General features: G+C 39.7%; 13 protein-coding genes. 2 read left to right on the top strand and 11 right to left on the bottom strand.

Annotation, left to right across the window (positions count from 1 at the left end; all coding sequences use genetic code 11):
• Positions 1–3,240: a non-ribosomal peptide synthetase gene (locus QNM16_RS14545; RefSeq protein WP_284021161.1), complete on the bottom strand. Its 3,240-nt coding sequence runs from the start codon at positions 3,238–3,240 to the stop codon at positions 1–3.
• A gap of 62 nt (positions 3,241–3,302) precedes the next feature.
• Entirely contained in the window at positions 3,303–4,343 is a 1,041-nt protein-coding gene (locus QNM16_RS14540; protein ID WP_284021160.1) for a TauD/TfdA family dioxygenase, read from the bottom strand.
• A 1,275-nt stretch (positions 4,344–5,618) separates the two neighbouring features.
• Between QNM16_RS14540 and QNM16_RS14535 the strand changes: the two genes are divergently transcribed.
• Complete coding sequence (locus QNM16_RS14535) at positions 5,619–6,107, top strand: MarR family winged helix-turn-helix transcriptional regulator (protein ID WP_284021159.1); 489 nt, start codon at positions 5,619–5,621, stop codon at positions 6,105–6,107.
• Positions 6,108–6,138: 31 nt separating this feature from the next.
• Positions 6,139–7,104, top strand: a complete 966-nt coding sequence (locus tag QNM16_RS14530) for an MBL fold metallo-hydrolase (protein ID WP_284021158.1) — start codon at positions 6,139–6,141, stop codon at positions 7,102–7,104.
• Positions 7,105–7,284: 180 nt separating this feature from the next.
• Here QNM16_RS14530 and QNM16_RS14525 read toward each other — a convergent pair whose 3' ends face one another.
• From QNM16_RS14525 to QNM16_RS14485, 9 genes are all read right to left on the bottom strand, one after another.
• Entirely contained in the window at positions 7,285–8,154 is an 870-nt protein-coding gene (locus QNM16_RS14525; RefSeq protein ID WP_284021157.1) for a biotin/lipoyl-containing protein, read from the bottom strand.
• Positions 8,155–8,371: 217 nt separating this feature from the next.
• Positions 8,372–9,307, bottom strand: a complete 936-nt coding sequence (locus tag QNM16_RS14520) for a biotin/lipoyl-containing protein (protein WP_284021156.1) — start codon at positions 9,305–9,307, stop codon at positions 8,372–8,374.
• Between the two features lie 296 nt (positions 9,308–9,603).
• Positions 9,604–15,732 carry a DNA repair ATPase gene (locus tag QNM16_RS14515; RefSeq protein WP_284021155.1) on the bottom strand — a complete coding sequence of 2,043 codons (6,129 nt, stop codon included), beginning with the start codon at positions 15,730–15,732 and terminating at the stop codon, positions 9,604–9,606.
• An 89-nt stretch (positions 15,733–15,821) separates the two neighbouring features.
• Entirely contained in the window at positions 15,822–17,921 is a 2,100-nt protein-coding gene (locus tag QNM16_RS14510) for an SPFH domain-containing protein (protein WP_284021154.1), read from the bottom strand.
• Between the two features lie 142 nt (positions 17,922–18,063).
• A complete protein-coding gene (locus tag QNM16_RS14505; RefSeq protein ID WP_284021153.1) occupies positions 18,064–18,669 on the bottom strand; it encodes a DUF1449 domain-containing protein in 606 nt (201 codons plus the stop codon).
• 60 nt (positions 18,670–18,729) lie between these two features.
• Positions 18,730–19,050: a hypothetical protein gene (locus tag QNM16_RS14500; protein ID WP_284021152.1), complete on the bottom strand. Its 321-nt coding sequence runs from the start codon at positions 19,048–19,050 to the stop codon at positions 18,730–18,732.
• A gap of 5 nt (positions 19,051–19,055) precedes the next feature.
• Complete coding sequence (locus QNM16_RS14495; protein ID WP_284021151.1) at positions 19,056–19,748, bottom strand: PspA/IM30 family protein; 693 nt, start codon at positions 19,746–19,748, stop codon at positions 19,056–19,058.
• A gap of 15 nt (positions 19,749–19,763) precedes the next feature.
• Positions 19,764–20,174, bottom strand: coding sequence for a YjfI family protein (locus QNM16_RS14490; RefSeq protein ID WP_284021150.1), 411 nt, complete (start codon positions 20,172–20,174; stop codon positions 19,764–19,766).
• A gap of 373 nt (positions 20,175–20,547) precedes the next feature.
• Entirely contained in the window at positions 20,548–21,132 is a 585-nt protein-coding gene (locus tag QNM16_RS14485) for a GNAT family N-acetyltransferase (protein WP_284021149.1), read from the bottom strand.
• Between the last annotated feature and the right edge of the window lie 37 nt (positions 21,133–21,169).

Genomic DNA, 21,169 nt, shown 5'->3' with positions numbered 1-21,169 from the left:
TTACCACTCCAACTCTTCAATATTTTCTTGCTCTTCAGTAGCACTATCCATTAGCTTTTGCTCTATAAATGCGGACAGTGATGCGATTGTGTAGTGCAGCATTAAGTCTTTTAGCTGCAGTTCAAGGTGAGGATAAATAGTGTTGATTTGCATAACTATTTTAATCGCATTGAGTGACGCTCCCCCCACTTCATAAATGCTTTGCTGAACTCCAATACGCTCAATACCTATTTCTTGACACCAAATTTGGGCAAGCAAAACTTCAATCTCTGTACTTGGTTGCTGGAAGTTATCTTGGTCACTCTCTTTAGTTGGTAGAGCTTTCCTATCTACTTTTCCATTAGGCGTTAAGGGAATGCTGTCTAATAGGAAATAATTAACTGGAAGCATGTAGCTAGGCACCTTTTGTAATAGGTAACTGCGACATATAGGCTCAAGAATAGAGAGTTCGGCGTTACAACTTGCCGCAACAAGATACGCATTTAAAACTTTGGCACCATGCTGGTTTGTCATCACCTGACAAATTGCTTCTTTGACTTCTGGTAGGCTATTAAGGTGGCTTTCTATTTCACCTAATTCGATTCTGAAACCATTGATTTTCACTTGGTGATCAACGCGTCCAATAAACTCAATATTGCCATCAGTCATTAAACGTCCTAAGTCGCCAGTGCGGTATAGTCGTTGATTTAATTGAGGGTGAACAATATAGCTGTAGTTGGTTTTTTCGATATCGTTAAAATAGCACTGTGCAACTCCGACGCCCCCAATATACAATTCGCCTTCAGCACCAATTGGCTGAAGCTTTTGCTCATGGTTTAGCACATAAAACGACTGGTTGAGCAGAGGTTTACCATAAGGAATGCTTTTCCATTCAGAACAGTCTTCATATATTGGGTAAGTGATCGACCAAATAGACGCTTCCGTCGCTCCCCCAAAGCTATGGACTTGGGCCGGCTTCCCTGAACCTTGAAAGCATAACTGCAATCTATTTGGCAGTTTAGGAGGTAACCAATCCCCGCTTAGCATCATATGCCTAATTGGTGCATGCGCGTCTTTGTTATTTAATTCAAAAAAACTTACAAGGAGCTCTGCTGAAGCTGGAACCGTGTTCCATATTGATACGTTGTGTTGCTCTATTAACTGCGCCCAATGTGAAGGCTCACGTTCTTTCCCTGCTGTAGGGAAAATGATCGTTCCACCTGCCGCTAGCATGCCAAAAAAATCATACACATTCAGGTCGAAGCTTAAGTCAGAAACAGCAAGCACTTTATCTTTTTCAGTGACATTTAAGCGCTCATTTATGTCCCTTAGCGTATTCACAGCACCTTCATGAGCTATTGCAACTCCTTTTGGTTCACCGGTAGAGCCTGATGTAAATATGACATAAGCAAGTGCCTCAGCTGAATTGATTGCCTTAACTTGTTTTATCCAATCAGGCTCTGGCTTTTGTACTGGTGCATGCTTAGCAATTAGGCAACTTATGGTATCTGGTAAATTACTCGCTAAATCAACTGAGCTAATGACTGTTTCTATATTGGCTTTTTCTATGACCTTTCGCACTCGCTCTTTTGGCCAATGGGTTTCAAGCGGTATATAAAAATGCCCCGAACACATAATGGCCAATGCGGAAACTAACTGCATTCGACCTTTAGGTAGATAGATTGCTATTGGTTTTCGAGTGTCTGGCGTAGCCAAAGAAAGCTGAGAGCTCATGCCAGCAACATGATGCAATAATGCTTCGTAAGTTAACGCACCTTGTGAGTCAATCAAAGCGACCAGTTTTGGTGCTGCTATTGCTTTCGTTAAAAACAGATCATGAATGGTAGGGTTATCTGAATAAACCTTCAGCGTATTGTTGTAATCTTCAATATGCTTCCAATCTGCTTGACTTAAGATATTGATATCTTTTATCGATGTGTGCTGTTGTTCTGGCAACGACATAATCAAGTTTGACAAGCGTTCTATCAAAAGTTCGGCTTCATCATCGCTGTAATATGCCAGATTGTGCTCAACGGTTAATGTGAGATCCTGATGATCACCTAATTCAAATATAGAGATATTAAGTGGAAAAGGGTCATAACCTAAAATTACGGAGTTTGTCTTTGTTTGCGTACCTTCAGGGTGATGGTCACAGCTTATTTTGACGTAATTAAATACTACATCAGAATGCAGTGTTCTTCCTTGATTATAAATATCAATATCTTGGGCTAGCTGCTCCAAAGGTATAGCGTAATGCAAATTATCAACTTGATTTACTTCTTTAATCTTTTGCAATAACTCACATAATGTCAGCGCTGTACCAAAATTATATCTAGCAGGTAGTATTTTAGCGTACATACCCACCGTTTTTTTTGACCTCAGTTTCTTTCGGTTATGAAATACTTGCCCAATAATTAACTCATCTATATTGCAGCTGTTGAGCATGTATATATAAATGGCCGCTTGCATCAATTGGTTGATGCCTACTTTTAGTGATTTGCCTAACATTTCTATCTTTTGAAATGCAGCACGATTAATGGTCATTTTCTTCATGCGGCTCGGCACAAAGTCATTGTCAGCGTATTGATAGCTATAACGAGGAACAACGGCTTGGGCTGGTAGTTTTTTTAAACGCTCTACCCAATACTGCCTGTCTTCTGCAAACCTATCCGACACCAAGTAGTCAGCTTCATCATCTATTTCGTCTTTGAAACTAGGTAGGCTATTTTTGATTTTTTCTAGTTTCTCTGAAGCTGAATTTGATAAAAGGGCATCATAAATGCGGTAAAGGTTTTTAGTAAAAACAGAAACCCCCCATCCATCACAGATAACATGACTAAAAACAAGAAAAAGCTCATATTCCTGGGCCGACTTTTTAATTAATGCACCTTTATAAAGTTTGCTATCTTCCTTCGTTATAGGTTCTTCTATAAAAGCTTTAGACCACTCACTTACTTGTTGTTCAGTGATTAATTCCGACCTGCTTTGAGCAAACAGATCAATAAACTCTAGCTCATCAATTGGATGTTTTTCGAAGCAGAAGTTGTTTTCAGCGCTACTACCACCGTGTAATCGAATTGAAAATGTATCGTGATATTCGATTGCCAGCTCGTACGCTTTTTTGAAAATAGGCTCGTTTATAAAACCGCTAATATCAATGCGTACGACAAGGTTGGTGATTGGAAGTTCTGCATATTTTTTTTGATTAATGTATACGTCTCTCTGAACACTGGTCAGAGTGCAAGCAGCATTTGTACTCATGGATAAGCCCCAAGAATAAATTTATGGATTAGTTTTTTATAAGTATTAAATTGACTTAAAAGTTACTTAATGATGTGTGCACTTTCAGAGATATATTCTCGTGCTTTCCAAGTGCTCTCTAACAATAAACACCTCAGTAGCCAGCGGTCACTGCCGTCGTACTTTGGTTGATAATTACTTCTTGCATGAGCAACTCTTCGGTTATCAAAAATCAACAGGTCGCCCTTTTCCAGCACGACGGTCTTCTTATTGCGATTAATTGATTTTTGTAACTCTGTAAAAGCTTTTTGGGCGGACTCAGTTAGGCATGTTGTAAACGGTGGATCAAATACAATTTCTTTGTCCAAGTCTCCGTTTAGTACAGAGCACACTTGGCTTTCTTCAACATCTTCAGATGTAGGGGAAAACGTTGTATCTTTTTTTATTAAAAACTGTTTTTTCTGCAACTCTTCTTCTAAGGGCTTTTCTAAATCAATGTCCTTGACTTCAAATATATAAGTTTCTGCTTGAGGATCTTCCCTTAGACAAAATAATGCAACAAAGTCAGCCTTGGCTTCATGAAAACCATCTTCCACATGCCACTCTAAGAAACATTTATTTGAACCTAACTGTTGGTTTCTATCTTTAAAAAGAGGAAAAACATCATCAATATAATCAAAGTGCTTTTTACCTTCAAAATTATAGATATAGCCTAAGCTAGAAACTAATATACTTAATAGTTTTCGGGCAAATAGCGTACTTTCACCATGCTCCGTCCCCTTACAACTAGGAGTGGCGTGAATGTCACTAGGTAGTGGAAGGCCCTTTATTAAAATATGATGAGCTCTATTCCCCTTTTTTAGCTCAAAAAGTTTAACTAACAAGGTTTGCGGTAGGTTTGGAAATTGTTTCCAACAAGAAAAATAAAATTCATCAAAGCCTGCAATCGAATAGTCTAATATACATTGCTCGACAGTGGCTAAAATCTGTTTTCTTTCATCCTCATTAATCCGTAATACATTAATACTTTTACTTTCTAATGAGCATGCTTCTGATCCATGTGTGCTTATATTATCCTTATCAGGATAAGGAAGCTCTGAGGCGCTTATCATAGTTAAATTCATTTACATCTACTTATTGTTGTTATTTCATTAAGAGTAGGTGAATTTTGGATGCGTATTAGACATACAAAATGTATCAATAAAAACTTAAACACTTTACTGCCTCACAAATTATTAATTAATAGCAATAGAATCAAGCTGACAGTTATTACAGGTGCCCACCATAAAACCATAAACCACTGTTTTTATTGAATATATTTAAAGCACACCCAAGCTTAAATTAACATCATATTGACACATTATTGTAATATACTGTTTTAAGTAAATGCTCTAACCGAACTTTGATTTACAAATAGGCTCCAGAAAAAAAAAGATTCTTTCCCTCAAGACAACCTGTAATTTCAATTAAATTTATAGTCGATTTTTATGTATTAATAGAAGTGATTTAACCCCCCAAGGTAGAAACAAAGGATTTTATTTATCACTCTTCGTTAAGAAAGACTTATTTTTCTTAACTCGCACATAAAAAAACCTAAAAAAAATAGGCGCAAAAAAAATCAAATTAATTATCAACAAAATTTTCAATACGTTACATAATATTTATATTTTTCTATTTCCCAAAACCTAAGCTCGGCATGGCTTTTATAATATTTATAATAAAAATACCACTTAACGTTTCAGCACTCAGATTTAGCTTTTTTCAGAAACCACGTTCTAGTATATTAACACCGAAATAAATAAACTTATGAACCAAAGTCACAACCAACAAATTAGACATTATTTAACTAGTTTTAGGTAAAGGCAGGGGGGGGGAGCATAAGTAAAGAGAATAAAAACCTAATGATATGACTTATCATCATATTTTTTAAATATAACATGCATAATGAAATTCTATTTTTTTCAACAAAACTCACAAAAAACACCCACAAAGAGTGGTAACCGATAGGTATGTATAGTTCATATTTATAAAACATACATCACTTAAAAAAGTCTAAAATAAAAATCCATTACATGATTACCTTTCAACACATATTTATATATAACTTAGATTACAAAGCGCATAATTAAAATATTTAGACGATACATAATGAAGAGGATTATTCCCTAGACAACAATGTGTTCCTTAACTACAAGAGGAAAAAATATAAAGCTTTTTAAGTTCAATGCATAAAATGCTTTATAGAAAATTGCGTACATTATTCAACTTATTAGATTTAATTTCACTCAGCTTTATGGCCAATCAATGATGCCTTTGCATCATTTATCTTTATACAAGTACTTGTATAAAATCATACTCATGCTAATGTACAAGTACTTGTATAATTTTTAAGATGTATCATGAGTACATATTTAGAGAGCTTAGACCAAGCATTTCTTGCCCACTTTTGTCGACGTTTATCAGACTTGATTAGCGATCAAGGCGCCGCCGCAATACAAAGTTATGGCATTACCACACCCAGTACTGCTATATCCAGCATGTACTACTTAGAGAAAAACAACGGCGCCACTGTCGCTGAATTATCCGAAGCACTTTGTGTCACGCATCAGATGGCGACACAAAGAACTCATACCCTAGTCAAGCTTGGGCTGATTTGCCGAAAACCTAACCCGAAGGACAAGCGCGCAAAAACACTGCATTTAACCGAGCTTGGTAAACAAGAAGTGATGCAGCTAAAACCTCTAACATCGAAGATGACAGAAATCTTCACGGAACTCACTCAACAAATTGAATGTGATTTGCTGCAAAAAGTTCGAGAAGCTGAAAAAGCACTCATCGATAGACCACTTATGCAACGCCTCGAAGCGTTGGATAAACCCCAGCATTAAAACAAAAATAAAACTACATAAGGATGGCGATATGAGAGCTTATATTTCTTTATTTCTTATACTTTTAAGTGGTTGTTCAATTCATACAGAACAAACCTTAAAAACGCATTCAATGAACGAAGTATCATCACCAAACACCGTGCTCACAAAACTAAAATGGCACCATGGAGCTCAAAATTGCGAGACATCCCAATTGGCTGCCAATGATATCTATCAGCATGATGCAAGCACTTATATTATTAGACAAAGCAAATGCTTAACATATGAGGCCCCGTTTATATATATCTTGGTCGGCCAACAAACCATATTAATGTTAGACACTGGCGCAGTGGGTGAGGGTACTGCGTATAATTTGTATCAAACACTTGAGACTTTGTTAGGTAAAAAACAGCTTTCAGAAAAAGCATTACTCGTCATTCACTCGCACGGGCACAGCGATCACTACCAAGGTGATTGGGCTTTCAAAAACCGAGCGAATTCAACACTTATCCAACCATCAAAGGCCGCGCTACAAGCCTACTTTAAATTTGAAAGGTGGCCTGATGGGCAAGCCATAGTCGACCTTGGTGGAAGAGCCTTAACAATTATGCTTACACCAGGCCACCAAGAAGAAAGCCTAAGTATTTATGATCCGCAGAATCAGTGGCTATTGACTGGCGATACACTTTACCCCGGATATATCTATGTTAAGGACTGGAATGCATACAAATACAGCATCAATAAACTGAGTCAATTCGCAAAAAACAACCCTGTAAGCGCAATATTAGGCGCCCATCTAGAAATGACAAATGTACCAAAACAATATTACCCTATTGGCTCAACATACCAGCCCAATGAGGCACCGCTGGATTTAAGTGTAGAGAAACTTCACGCCCTCAATAACATATTAAAAGCAAATAAATCACCCACCGAGCTGATATTCGACAGCTTCATCATTAAGCCAATGAACTTTTTCCAAAGAACGCTCAGTAATATAGCTAGGTGGTTTCAGGCCTAGTAATATGACTAAGATAAAAAATAAAGCCATGGCTATTTATAGCGATGGTTTATATCTACCAATCAAACTGGCCAGTAAAAATAAGGGAGCAATACCACTATAAGATGAAAAAAGTCTTAAGTGTAACAGGCCACTCCTTCCCCCAAGCCTGATGGAAAATCCAACTACCCTACCACTTTTTCAGATTAAAATATCATAATCAAGAGATATAAAAATCCAGGCAGCAAGAGCCGATACTAAAAATAGCATTATAATAAAAATTAAAAGAAAATAATGAGTGGTACTAGGACTGGCCGTATTTACATGCTTGGTAGAGTCATTGCCACTCTCTTCATCTTGCACATCACCATGCTTTTCTACTGTTTCCTGCCTCTCTATAAATGCCTCAAGCTTAGAGTCTTCTTCAATTTCATTTATCACAGACCTTTTTAGCTGCTGCTCAGCTAATAAAGCTTTGTTGTATTCAAGAGCCTTATCGTAATCACTGAGTAATGTCAGCATCAACTCGCCCGAGTTGACAGTCTCATTGGGCAATTTAAATAGATTGCAAACAACACCATCATGTGGAGCCTTGATCTCAAAAAACGCAATATCAGTCTCTATATCCATCAATACTTGGTCTTTAAAAACAGATGTTCCCTCTTTTATAAACACAGAGACGACATTATCATTAGCTACAGGTATTTCTGGTGCAAATAGACATATATTTCCTTTGTCTTTTAATTCGTGATCAACTACATAAACCTCTTCTTTTTCATCAGATTGGTGCAAGTCATTTTCTGTGCTTTCAAAATCGACTTCTTCAAAATCTTCGGTCATAATTTCGATTAAAACAGCACTTTGCTCATGAAACTCGCCTTCTTTCACATATACATTTTCAATAACTCCATTGCATGGTGACCTAAGGTCAAAAATGACCTTATCTGTTTCTACACAACATACTTTTTGATCTCGTGTAACCTCTTGGCCTACTGTGACATAAACCTCTCCTATGTGGGCAGTTTCTATCCCTACAGGTAAACGAGGTACTTTCACTGTCAATATCATCATATCCCTATTTCCCTAATAAATTTAAAAACACCCTTCAATGTAGCTACTAACCAAAAACGAGCATGTGAAAGCTTTATCAGTACTATTTCCATGTATCGACTTTATCGCCGACTTTAAAACCATCTTCGTCAGTTACAATTGTCTATAACGGCACTTTTAGCCGTTAAAAACGAATATAAATCAGTGACAGAATAGATAAAAATATTATTCAAGCTGGTCAATACAAATAGGTGAATAATGCAAATAACCCCGTAGCAAAGAGCATCCCGCACAAAAAGGGCTTTACGCTCGATGAAGCCTGAGGAGTGTTCGTGGTAACTTCTGTATCAGTGCATGATTGCGTTGTACTCACCTCACTCAAAATATCAGGCAGTTCTGATCTTTCCTGTGATATTAAGTCTTTGGCAGTTTCTTCAAAGCTCGCCTGTTCAGGGTTATTTGATTGGGCATCAAGCTCAACCTGTAAATTAGCGTCTGCGCAAATTTCTTCAATCGACCGTGATTTAGGCTCTTGTGGAGAGTCAGTTATCCCCTGTGGCTTTTGCACTTGTTCCTTCGTTGTATCAACAGTTTTTTTGGGCTCTTGATACATGGTCACTAATAATTCACCTGAACAGATCGTATCGTTCGGCATTTTATTAAACTTGCAAATAACCCCACTATGATTGGCATAAATATCGAACACCTCATCGTCAGTTTCAATATCACAAAGCAAGTCGCCTTGCTCAACTGTACTCCCTTCTTTGACGTAAATATTCAGAAAATTACGACCTAACTCAGATAAATCTGGGGCTACAATATCGATATTGCCTTGTTCTTTTAATGCATGTGTAACAACACATTCCAGAGCAGAAGTAAATGGTATTGCCACATCACTACTTTGCAGCTCTTCTTTTTCGTCTGTCGATAGCTCAGTTAACGGAGTGATAGACATAAGCGCTGCATATTCTTTTTTATAGTCCCCTTCTTTGGTAAAGATTTTTTCAACAACTCCGTCAACATATGCTGCCAATTCAAAAATAACTTTATCAGTTTCAACACTGCACAACGAGTCGCCACATTTAACTTGTTGGCCAGCTTCTACGAAGACTTTACCAATGTGAGCTTTTTCATTATCTGATGATAAAATCGGCACTCTTACTTTAAGCGTCATGATATCCCTATCTCCTTCTAATAAAAACCAATACATTGTTCTATTTTTTACCCATTTCAAGGGTGAAAAACAGAGAAAAAAACAATACAAAAGAATTAATTTATAGACTATTATCCAATAGTTGTATGGATACTAAATATGCTTTAGACGCAATGAAAAAATAATTAGGTAAGATAAGCGATCACATAAAAAGCATCAAAGAACACTTTAGGGAAACAACCATTAATTACAAAGCGGAGACAATAAGAGGTAAAAAAGCCGATGACATACATAATCGGCTTTTCATTATGCATATGCTAGAGCATATAAGGATTTTCACTGCTTTGTGCAGCCCCTTGGGTCTGCGCTGGCAGCCTCTCAATACGTGCTAGGCGCTCTAAAATCACATCCACTTTGCGTCCAAGTTCAGGATCTAGGGTGTTTGACTGCTCAGCCTGTTGCATCAGTGATGGTAACGTAGTGTTGACCAGCTCACTCAACGCAAGTGCCACTTCATCACTGGGTGTCGCTTGCTGTGCACTCTCCACCTGCTCTCGCAGCTGGGCAACTAGTTGTTCTAACACTGAACTATGAACTAGCGTTTGTGTACTTAGGTCATCATGATTTTGTTGCATGCTCCCTGACACACTTAAAAGTTGCTCTGCCGTTTGCTGCTGACTCAACTCAAGCGCCTCTTTTAACGCCGCCCCTAATGTATTTTGGCTTTGTAAAAAGTCGCGGCTGAGCCCAGATAAAGCGTCTGCGATATCAGTCTTTTCAGCAATCACTTTTAACGCGTCGCTTTGCTGCAACAAAAGTTCAGTCTGACGTTGATGATCTGAGACAAGGCTTTGCGCTTCCAATACATTAGCCATATGTTCTAGTTTGCTAGAAACACACTCTACTAAAGCCTGCTGAAGCTCTTTAGATTGCTCTACCTGCGATTCTTTCAGCACGTTTTGAGCGCTGAATGCACTTCGTACTTTTGCAAGTTCACCGGCTAACTTTGCAAGTTCTGCGCTTTGGTTTGCCATTACTTCACTGTGTTTTGAAGCACTTTGCTCTGCACTGCTAATCTGACTATCTCGTTGACGCTCAATTGCACTGGTGACTTGTTGTAACTGTTCAGACAAGGCTTCTGTTAAAGCATGTTGTGAAGCGAGTTTATTGTCAGCTCTTTGCGCATCAAGCTGTGCTTGCTCTGAAGAGCGTTGTGACTGGGTATTTAATGCCCCAGTGAGTTGTACCAATGCATCATTAACCTTACTCACCAGTGTGCCAGTCGTATTCGCGCCTTGATGCGCTAACTGTTCACTGTGCACTTGATTTTGCTGATGTTGTTCAGTCAAAAGTTCAAGTAGCTGTTCAAACGATGCAGAAAGTGGCGACTGCTGTGCACTTTGCTCTATCACTTTTGCTACCGACTGTATACTGCCATTAGTATCTTGTGCACTGATCGCTTGATTAAGCGATTCAAACAAAGCGGAGTAATTATGGCTTAATTGCTCTTTATCCAACTTTGTTGCAATGCTGGTGAGTGACTCATTGAGCTCGCCTAGTTGCTCAACAGCAAGTAATACAGGGCTGCCTGCATCATTGGCTCTATTCAGCAGCGCGTAATCATCTAAGATCTGTTGCCAACGCGAACTAGCCAGCTCATCCAACGTACCGCGCAGCTCAGCAAGTTTAAGGAGGTTTTCCTCGCTGCCTTTACTGAGTGTTTGTGCCTCACCACGGTAATGGTCTTGAATGAGGTTTTCTAACTCCTCATCATTCATTGCCGCCACAACCTTTTCGGCCATCTTGTTCATGTTTCGATAACTGCCTTGGAGCTTAAACGGCGGCTCAATTCGATAATCATCGTCTTGCGCAGCGGAGGCAATATACTGCGCATTCACCTTTAAAACCGTATTTCTTATCTGGATCAGCTTTTCTAACACAGACACAATTTCATTTGCTTGTGCCTGAGAATAGTTATGCTCCAGTTCATTCAAAGAAATGTCTTCGCCTTGCGCAATACGCACCAATTTATACAAGTCCTGCATATTACGGTTGGCAAGTGGCGCAAGCACTGCATTTGAGGTGAGTGCATTTTCGATGAAGCTCATTGCAAATTCTTGCTCACAGCCTGATAAGGTATCACCCAAGTTATAAATATCGGCACGGTTAGCCAACATATCAGGAATTTTAAAGCTCTCGCCAGATTCTGTGTAAGGGTTACCCGCCATCACAACAGCAAACTTTTTACCACGTAAATCATAAGTTTTACTGCGGCCATTCCATACTCCATCAATACGCCTAGAACCATCACAGAGTGAAATGAATTTCTGTAAGAATTCAGGGTTGGTATGCTGGATATCATCCAAATAGAGCATGACATTATTGCCCATCTCAAAGCTCTGATTGATTTTTTCTATCTCTTTTGCAGCCGTTGCATTGATCGCTTGGCCAGGGTCGAGTGAAACCTGATCATGGCCAATTGAAGGACAATTCACTTTTACAAATGTTAAACCAAGTCGATTCGCAACATATTCAATCAGCGTCGTTTTACCATAACCCGGTGGCGAAATAAGTAACAACATCCCCATTAAATCGGTACGTTTATTATTGCCTGATGCACCAATTTGCTTCGCGAGATTATCACCAATGATTGGGAAGTAAACTTTATCAATCAGCTGGTTACGAACAAACGAACTCAACGGTCTGGGCTTAAATTCATCGAGCTGCAAGCGCTCCTTTTGCTCAACCAAAATATCAGATTTAAGTTCATGATAATGACTAAAGCCACGAGCATGTTCAGCCAAATATAGCTCTGTGCGCGCAAAAAACTCTGAGTAATCAAGCGTTAATGCTTGCTCCTCGATACGAATATGTTGCCCAAGAAGTCCATTCACTTGATTAGAGACAGCCACATCTTGCGCGGTGAACTTTACCATTTTTAGATGCTGTAATAGCACCATATTAGCCGCTTCAATCAGGTTATCGCTACTTACTTCTGTATCATGCTGTTGTCCATATGCATTGAGCCAGCTAGTTACCATAATGGCTTTGTCTTGCAAATGTTCTAGCGTCTGCAGCGTATCTTGTAGTGAACCTGCAAACCCTTTACTTCTGGCGACACTATTAAATTGCTCTGCTAACTTTTTGACCGTATGAGAGGTCGAAAACACAAGCTCTTTTTTACTTTGCGCCAGTTCTTTAATTAAATATTCAGCACTTAACTGCCCAGACAAAGTCGATGTGTAGCCCAGATAACGGTTTAACTCATTTTGTGCAAATTGAGTGATCACCTCGCCAAGTTCGGTGGCTAGCTGTACTTTAAATCGCGCATCCCCTAACAAGGTCTCCATCAACTCAGCTTGTATAGACTGCTCTCGCCACTTGATTAACTGCTTATCATCACATTGGCTTGCATACAACTGCGCAACAACTCGCGCGGATGTAGGGTATATCAATAAGCCTAACGCCTGCTTTTGGGCCAGCAAGTTTTGTAATATTAGAGTTGCATCATGGTCATGAATGCCCTTTTCATAACCTTCTTGGTATCTAGGCTCAGCAAATTTTTGCACTAATGTGAGCAGTGTGTCCTCACCTATCGCTGCATTTAACTCATCAAGCGTTAGTACGTGAGTCGGGTCCGTAGCCGCAGTCAGCACTTGGGCGGCTAAAAACTCTCCACGATATATGTCGTTATTTTCAGAGACCAAATTCTGCTGCCAATAAGGGCGATAAGCGAGCAAGGTCTCTCGAATGCTTTTATCCCCAATCGGCTCAAAATACTCAGTGCCAGTCAGGTGAAACATCAAGTCTTCATCACGAGGCAATAAAGTCAGATCAAGTTGCTGCTTGTTTACGCCAAAGTGGTGCTTGCCGATTTTGACGGAATTGCCACCATCACTATATATATCCTGCTTATCACGTAGAGAGCGGATCCCCTGATCTTTAGCTGCTTTTAGCTTGGCTTGAATATCATCTGCTTTGATCTCATCACCCAGCTCTTTAAGCTCCTGCGTTAAACTGCGTAACTTGCTGATCATAGGATCAGAAGCAAAGTAGCTGTTGATTTCATCAATATCTGTAAAGTTTTGTGAGCGCCTAGTTACTCCCTGTAAAATACGCTCAGCGGCATTGGCTAAATTCAGTGCTCTGCGCTGCCTTTCGTCTATCAGCTGCTGCTTATGTGCTTCAAAGCTTTCATAAACATCATCGCGTTTGGCCATGATCTCAGCAAGATATTCGTCATATTCACTGAATTGAGATTCCAGCTCTTCTAACTGAATTAACAAGCGAGAGAGCTGCTCATCACATTGCTCTGGGGTACGCGCATTGTTCAAACTGCTGGTAATACTTTGGCTAAACAGTTTAAAACGCGCTGCAAATTCCGCTTTTGCTTCTACGCTGCCAAGGCTTTTTCGACGAATCTCAATGCTGGCTTTTGCACGATTAACTAGACCATAAACACCACTGACATCTTCAAGGATCTGAGTTCTAACACGGCTGTCATCGATTTCTAAATCGAGCATGGTGTGATTGAGTAAATCAAGTTCATCACCCAATGCATCTAACTCATCTAAAAACCCATTAAGCTCGGTAACACTCTCACTTTTCTCACTCAAGCTGGTCAGTTCAGCCAACTTGTCATGATAAGGGGCTAAGGCCGCCTCTTTTTGTAAAAATTGCGCCGTCGATTTACTTAGCTCTAAAGTCAGCTCATCTAGGCGTGTTTGCAGTGCTTGCAAAGCGGTAACATCTATATATTTTACCTCTTCCAAGCTAATAATTTTGCCTTTAAGCAGTTTTAGGGCTTCAAGACCTGTGACAAACTCAGTGGCCAGCTTAAAGCTATCAGGGCGAATATCCTTAGTCGTCGCCTTATATTCTTGCTCAATATCTGCCAATGCTTTTTTAGCGGTTTCTTGTATTTGGCTGACCTTCTCAAACTCATCCAAAACCTGCTCAGAGGTTTCAAATATCTCATGCAATTGGGTATTGAGAGGCGCAAAATCAGGCTCTGTCAGCCAATGATATCTATCTAAGATACTGCGTGTTAACGAGATCAAACTTTCATAGTGAGAGACATTGGGGTTTTGCTCACTGATGGCCTTGCAGACACTGTATAGATCTGAAATACCGCGCACCAAGTCTGGATTACCAATTTTACCCAGCATGCTGCTTGGTGTAGGCGCATTGGCCGCAAATTCAACAGAGCAAAATGGACTGTCCCAAACCTGAATTGGATGAACGCGCTCAGCTTCTTCTTTTTCGGCTTTAAAGGTGATGGTTAAACCATCTTCATACACACCATAGCCATGACAATAGATTGGGTTTTGTAGATTTTTCTCGATCAGATTATAAGCAAATAGTGCGTAGCGCCCTTCGCTTGGCTCATAAAAGACATATAATACATCTTCGCCGTTGGGCGATTTTATCTGTTTATGAAATTCTAAGTTTTCAATGTGATCTTCAAACGAGCGAGTTTGTCCTGATTGTAAATAGTAACCACCAGGAAAAATAATACCGTGATCATCAGGAAGCTGTACGCACGCATCAGAAATCGCATCTTGGCGGATAACTTTTTCAGTTACACAGTTAAAAATATAATAGCGCCAGACTTTTTCTCGATAAGGCAATACCTTAAGTAAGATGATTTCGCCAAGTTTGGCATATTCAACCTCACAATCTGCCAGAGATTGATTTTTATCATCAACTGGCTCTGCATAAATTCCTTCGCCACTTTCAGTGTTGTTCTCAATTTTAATGGTGAGATCGCCACCGACTGTTTCAACAAAGACGGTATCCAGAATATTAATGTGCGGATGGCGGCCCTCTTCATGATCACTGCGGTCAGTTTTGACCCACTCAAAATCATAATCCTGATCTGTATTTAAATCTCGTTCGCCACGGTTATCTATGTAATCTAGTGTATTATCAGCTGCGATTTCCCAGCGAAATACGCGTACATCAGTGAGTTTGTCACCGATTTTAAATAGCGCAAAAAGCTTTCCGTTTTGCTGAAACAAATGCTGTAGGCAGGTTTCTTTGTAGTAAGTATATAATTCGTCAAAATCTCTTAAGAAGCGTTTATCTGTGAGAAATTTCGTCTCATTTGGATAAGCTTCTACCTCATAATGGTCATCTTGCTGAACCAATTTTTGAACGCTAAAGACATCGCCTACTTGAGTATTCTTTTTCATTCCCAAGAATACGTTATAGGCAAAAATAAGTTTGTCACCGATGAGTACGATATCGCGTGGTATGCAATTGTGCTCTGTTCTTACTCTAGCTCGCCCTTTTACTTTAATCTCGGTGCTACCAAATGTATCAATACGATTTTTATTGAGTGAGTCAATATCTGTGCGTAGCTGAGCACCAGAGTTGCTCAAACGGCGCTTGATCAAATCATAAGAGCCTTGCTCCAGCGCGGCATTATTTGCAGAGTCAGTCATAGTCTACTGTCCTGTTGTACACGGAAGGTAAATAGAAAGGTAAGAGCATGCGTATCTGCATGCTCTTTTTAAGTCATGTCACTCAGCGCTTAGCTTTGTTCGTTCGACTCAACTTGCTTCGCACTGCCATTCAACGTGCTACCAAGTAGCGCCAAAAGCTGCTGCTTTTCTGCATCGCTACTATTACCTAACTGACTAAAAAACTTGCTCATAGCCACGTTTTTCATTGTCTCTGACGAGGCATTTGCACCGCTTAATACGCCTTTTAGATCATCCATGATGTTTCTCTCACCATTTAAATGATCTTTAAACAGCGTTTGAACCGTGTCACTTTCACCGACTAAGCCATCAATCGACTTACCCAACGTGATTGCCTTCATGAACTGATCAAAGAACTGACCATCGCCACCCATGATGTTAATATCTGCACTGCCTAGCGTTTTTGAAAGTACTTCTGAGTGATGTGCGGCAATGTCTTTTTCTGCATCCAACTTAGCAAGTGTCAGCTCTTTTTGCTGATTTAGCTGTAAAGTAAAGCCTTCATAATCTCTTGCCGACTGATCCATCGCATTGAGCGCTTGCAACTTCTCTTCAAGACCTTTCGCTTCGGCTGACATACGACGCTCAAGTGTCAGTGCCTCTGCTTCACCTTGTTTCTCAATTGCTTCAGCCATGGCTGATTGAACTTCCGCATCGGCAAAACCAATATCGCGTTTACCTTGTGCTTCCGCCGTTAATTTTTGCTGCAATACTTGTGCTTCCGCTTCGCCTTGCTGTGCATTGGCTTGCGCTTTCGCTTTGATCACTTCAGCTTCGGCTAAGCCTGCCGCCGCTTTTTCTACTCGCTCAGCTTCAGCCAGTACTTTTTTCGACTCAGCAGTCTGGTTTGCAATACGTAGCTCAGCTTCAGCCATCTTTTCAAGCTCTCTCGCTTTAAATTCTGATGCCTGCTCTTGCGCTTTAGCCGCTTCAATGTCTTTAACAAGCGCTTCTTCTGCCTCTGCTTTGGCTTTGATCACAATGGCTTCTTTTTCACGCTCCGCAGCAGCCAATGTCTGAACATCTTTGATGCGTTCTTGCTCTTCTGCTACCGTTTTATCAACTGCGACTCTGTCACGAACCACTTCCGCGATTTCTTTGCGTTCAACTTCAAGTGCTTTTTCTTTGTTAATACGCATGATTTCCGTTTCTTTCTCACGCTCAATCACTTCAATCTCACGAGAGCGCGCCACTTTTTCTTCTTCAATAGCCAGTACACGCAGACGGTTTTGCTCTGCAATATCTATTTCACGCTGCTTATTTTGCTCTGCAATTTCAATCGCTTCATCAGCTTTTAAGCGTGCATCTTCAGACTTCATGCGCTCTTCTTGCATCACGCGCTCAGCTTCAGCTTGCTCTCTGGCGCGTACCGTTGCAATTTCACGTTGCTGCTTGGCTTTAGCATCTTCTTTTTGTCGCTCAATTTCCAATGACTTTTCAAGCGCTGCTTGGTTTTGGATGTCTATTTGTGCTCGCTCGTCACACTTTAGTTGGTTAGTTTGAACATTTTGCTCAGCGGTTTTTTCAGTGATGCGACGGATCCCCTCTGCATCCAAGATATTGTTTTCATCTAATTTATGAATAGACGTTTGTTCGAGGTAATCAATCGCAACATCTTCCAGCGTGTAACCAGATAAGTCCTGGCCAATCACCTCTTTGATTGCATCTCTAAACTGATTGCGATGGGTAAACAACTCTTCAAAGTTCATTTGCTTACCCACTGTTTTCAGTGCTTCTGAGAACTTAGCTTCAAATAGCTCTTGCAGGGTTTCAGGCTGCGAAGCGCGGGCACAGCCAACTTGCTTGGCAACACGCAAAATGTCCTGCTTGTTTTCATTTACACGAATATAAAAGGTGATGGCAATATCTGCACGAATGTTATCTTTACAGATCAAGCCGCTGTTTTCTCGACGCTCTAACACCATGCGTTTAGTTGAGATATCCATCACTTCCATTTTATGGATAACTGGGTAAACAATTCCCCCTGTTGTTGTGACATCCGGCTCATTCTTCATTTTGTTAATAATAAGCGCATGTCCTTGATCCACTTTTCGATAAAACTTCCCGACGATTAAAATAATCGCAAAAATAACGGCGATCACCACGCCTACGATCGTTAAAATTGGCCCTAGATTATCTAAAAATTCCATGTGTATTCCTAAATGTTTTAATTATTCCAATCCATGACTATGTTTGTTTTCACATAAAGCTGTCATGGTATATTTTCCCCAATCACTGCAATTGAAATTTGAGAAGTCGATTAAATATTAACGATGGCTTTTATGAAAGTTATTACCAAGGCTTTTCAACAACTAAGTAGCTGTTTTTATTTGGGTAATGCTCAATTAATAGAGCAACATCTCCCAGTGCGAATAACCCCTCTTCATCGGCTCTAACTTCTATCAGTTGCTCGGTGCCCTGAAATTGGACTTTTGCTTGACCAAATTGGCTATTGACTTTACTCGTTGCAATCACACATTCAAGACCAATAAAATCGTTTTTAGAAGCTGTTTCTTTACTATCAAAAAATCGTCTTAAAGGTTTAATTAACAATGCGGTTAAAGGAATCGAGGCCACAAAGCAACCAAGCATCATTGCACTACCGAGTAGGTAAAACATCACCCCATCACCTAAAGCATAAGCAAATAACTTATGCGCATAAAAGCTTGTAACCCAGCTAATGAGCACCACTAAGCTAATTGAGATGGTCAGTGGAACACCGCCAAATCCCATCTGAAAAAAGGAGCCTCCTCCATCAGCTTCTAGCTCTACATCTCCTTCTAACATATCAATATCAGCAAAGCCGAGTAGTGCAATTAGCCAAAAAACAATGACGATAAGCAATAAAGTGGTAAACACCACTGTGGGAAAAGTAAAAATAGTATTGAGAAAGTCCATAATCTAATGTGTTCCTATAAGTTAAGGGCGATTCAAACCACATGCACTCTTTTATTTGCCCTACTTACTGCCTTTTACATGTTGGATCAGTAAGTCTGCGACTTTTTGCTTTACCATGCGCTTATCTCCATCGGAGATCCCAAAACGTTGCGCCAACAGAGCAATTTCATCATCACTTAAATTAAAACTGAGTCTTTGACGCGTCTTTTTGGATTTTATTTCTAACCCCAAAATACGCCGTATCATGTCAGAGGGGGTAAGTTCCTCATCTATCGCGTTTTTCTTAATAAACTTTTGCACTTCAGAGCTTAGATCAAAAGCAAGTTGTGTTGCTCTGACAGCTTTTTCTTGCTTTTGCCAAGTTTTCTTATTTTCACTCATCCGTGTTACTTATTTTGTTTTGCTCTGATCCGCGCGAGTACATCAGCGCCTTTTGTAGCTTCTTCACCAATGCCAGCTGCGCGCATTTTATCATTAAGTGAGTTGTCATTACTTTCATCAGCTAATTGCTGTGCTGCATCTAGTTGATCTTGCCTGTCCAATTGTCGCTGCTTAATGCGCTCAAGTGACTGTTTTGCAGATGTCATCGCAGAGTTACCCGATGTCATAGTATCGTTCACTGCCATGGTTGCTTTTTGTACACTTTCAGTGGTTTTCACCATACTCAACTGGCGCTGGTTTTCAACTATGGTTTTTTCTGCTTGTTTGATTTGCTCCTTAAGCTTGCTCACACTGCTACTAAATGTATTAAGCACTTGTTGCTGCTCAAGTTTTTCTTGTTCAAATTGCGCTATCTTTTCTGCAATCTCAAGAGCTAACGCCTCTTCGTCTTTATCTAAGGCTTGCGCAGCGTAGCTTTCATGTTTGGTGATATCTTCATCCAAAGCTTTAATAGCTCGCGTCGTTTGGATCTCTTTTGCCATCACTTCAGTGAGACTGCCCTTGGCATCGCTCAATGCACCTTGTGCATCTCTGATCTCTTGTTCAAATATACGGATCGCGTTGGCGTCAACTATCCCTTCACCAACTTCATTGACCCCACCTTTAACCGCAGTAAATAATTTTTTTAAAATACTCATGATTAATACTCCTTATTATTCGGTTAGGTAGTCACTAATTGCTTCCAAAGCATCAATAGCATTCGCCGATAGAGTGACTATTTCGTGACCCAATTGTTCAAGTGTTGAGTTTGTAGAAAGCGCACCAAAAATCGCATATTTGTCATCAATTTTAGCGAATGCACTCAACGGCATTGGTACATTTAATCGTAGTAACGAAGCATTTAAGTCTGCTTGTTTTTCCACACTGATTTCATGCTCTGTGAACAAGTAACAAATACAGAGAATTTGCTCTTCTGTGCGGGTAACAAAAATGGGAAGTTCATCATTACCATCAACAATCACTTGCAGAACTTCTTGCCCTACATTATTGATAAAAAATGACTCAAAACTGGCACCCTCAGTTTCATACTGAGACAATTTAATTGAAAGCTCATTTAATTCCATGTAACAGATTCCTTATATCAAATTGGCGTTTATTATTGATAATAAAGCCGGACTGTTTATATGAGTTACAACATTAGACTTGCATGATGTGACATATTATGTCAACTGTATATTTGAAAAAATGCAAAAATATTGAATTGCTTTTAAATTTAAAAACGTAAAATACAATACTTTCTCACTAAAACAACTTGGCTATTTATAACAGTAATTCCGAGCGAGGTAAAATTAAAAAATTAATAAACATAACAATAACTTGAACATTTAAGGTGGGTAAGTTAAGTGTAATATAATTAAGTGCACAAAGATCCTTTATGCACGCTGAGCATCACCTGTCGGCGAGGGTAAGATAACTCTATTGCTGATATCAAACAACTTAGTATTTCTCTAGTTTTGCTCTTAGATTATTTTTCACAGCGGGCCATTCATGAGACAGTATAGAGTAAATAGCTGTATCTCTTAGCGAGCCATCAGGCATAATTTGGTGGCTACGTAAAATACCATCTAATTTAGCGCCAAGACGTTCAATCGCAGTGCGAGAAGCTTGATTAAAAACATGCGTTTTAAACTCAAGTGACAATGCACCTGCAGTTTCGAATAGATAGGAAATAAGTAAATACTTACATTCAGTATTAACTCCCGTTCTTTTTACCGAATCTGAATACCATGTATAGCCTATTGACGCCCGTCGATGCTGCTCTTTCACATCATAAAAGCGCGTTGTACCAACTACCTTACCATCGCGCTTGGTTTTAACTACAAATGCCACCTCTCCATTCTCTAGCCCTTTTATGGCATTTTCAATATAACCTTGCATATCTTGAGGGGCTGGCACTGATGCATACCAAAGCCGCCAACCTGCACCATCACTGACAGCATCTCTTAATTCTTCACAATGGGACAATGACAAAGGCTCAAGCACAACTAAATCCCCTTCAAGTGAATTACTTGATAGCCACATACAGCATCTCCTTACTAAAATAATTTGAAGGAATTGT

Origin of the sequence: Pseudoalteromonas umbrosa (genome assembly GCF_030125375.1) — a bacterium.
GTDB lineage: Bacteria > Pseudomonadota > Gammaproteobacteria > Enterobacterales > Alteromonadaceae > Pseudoalteromonas > Pseudoalteromonas umbrosa.
Note: the sequence above shows the minus strand (reverse complement) of the source record. Positions and strands in the feature narration are given on the sequence as shown.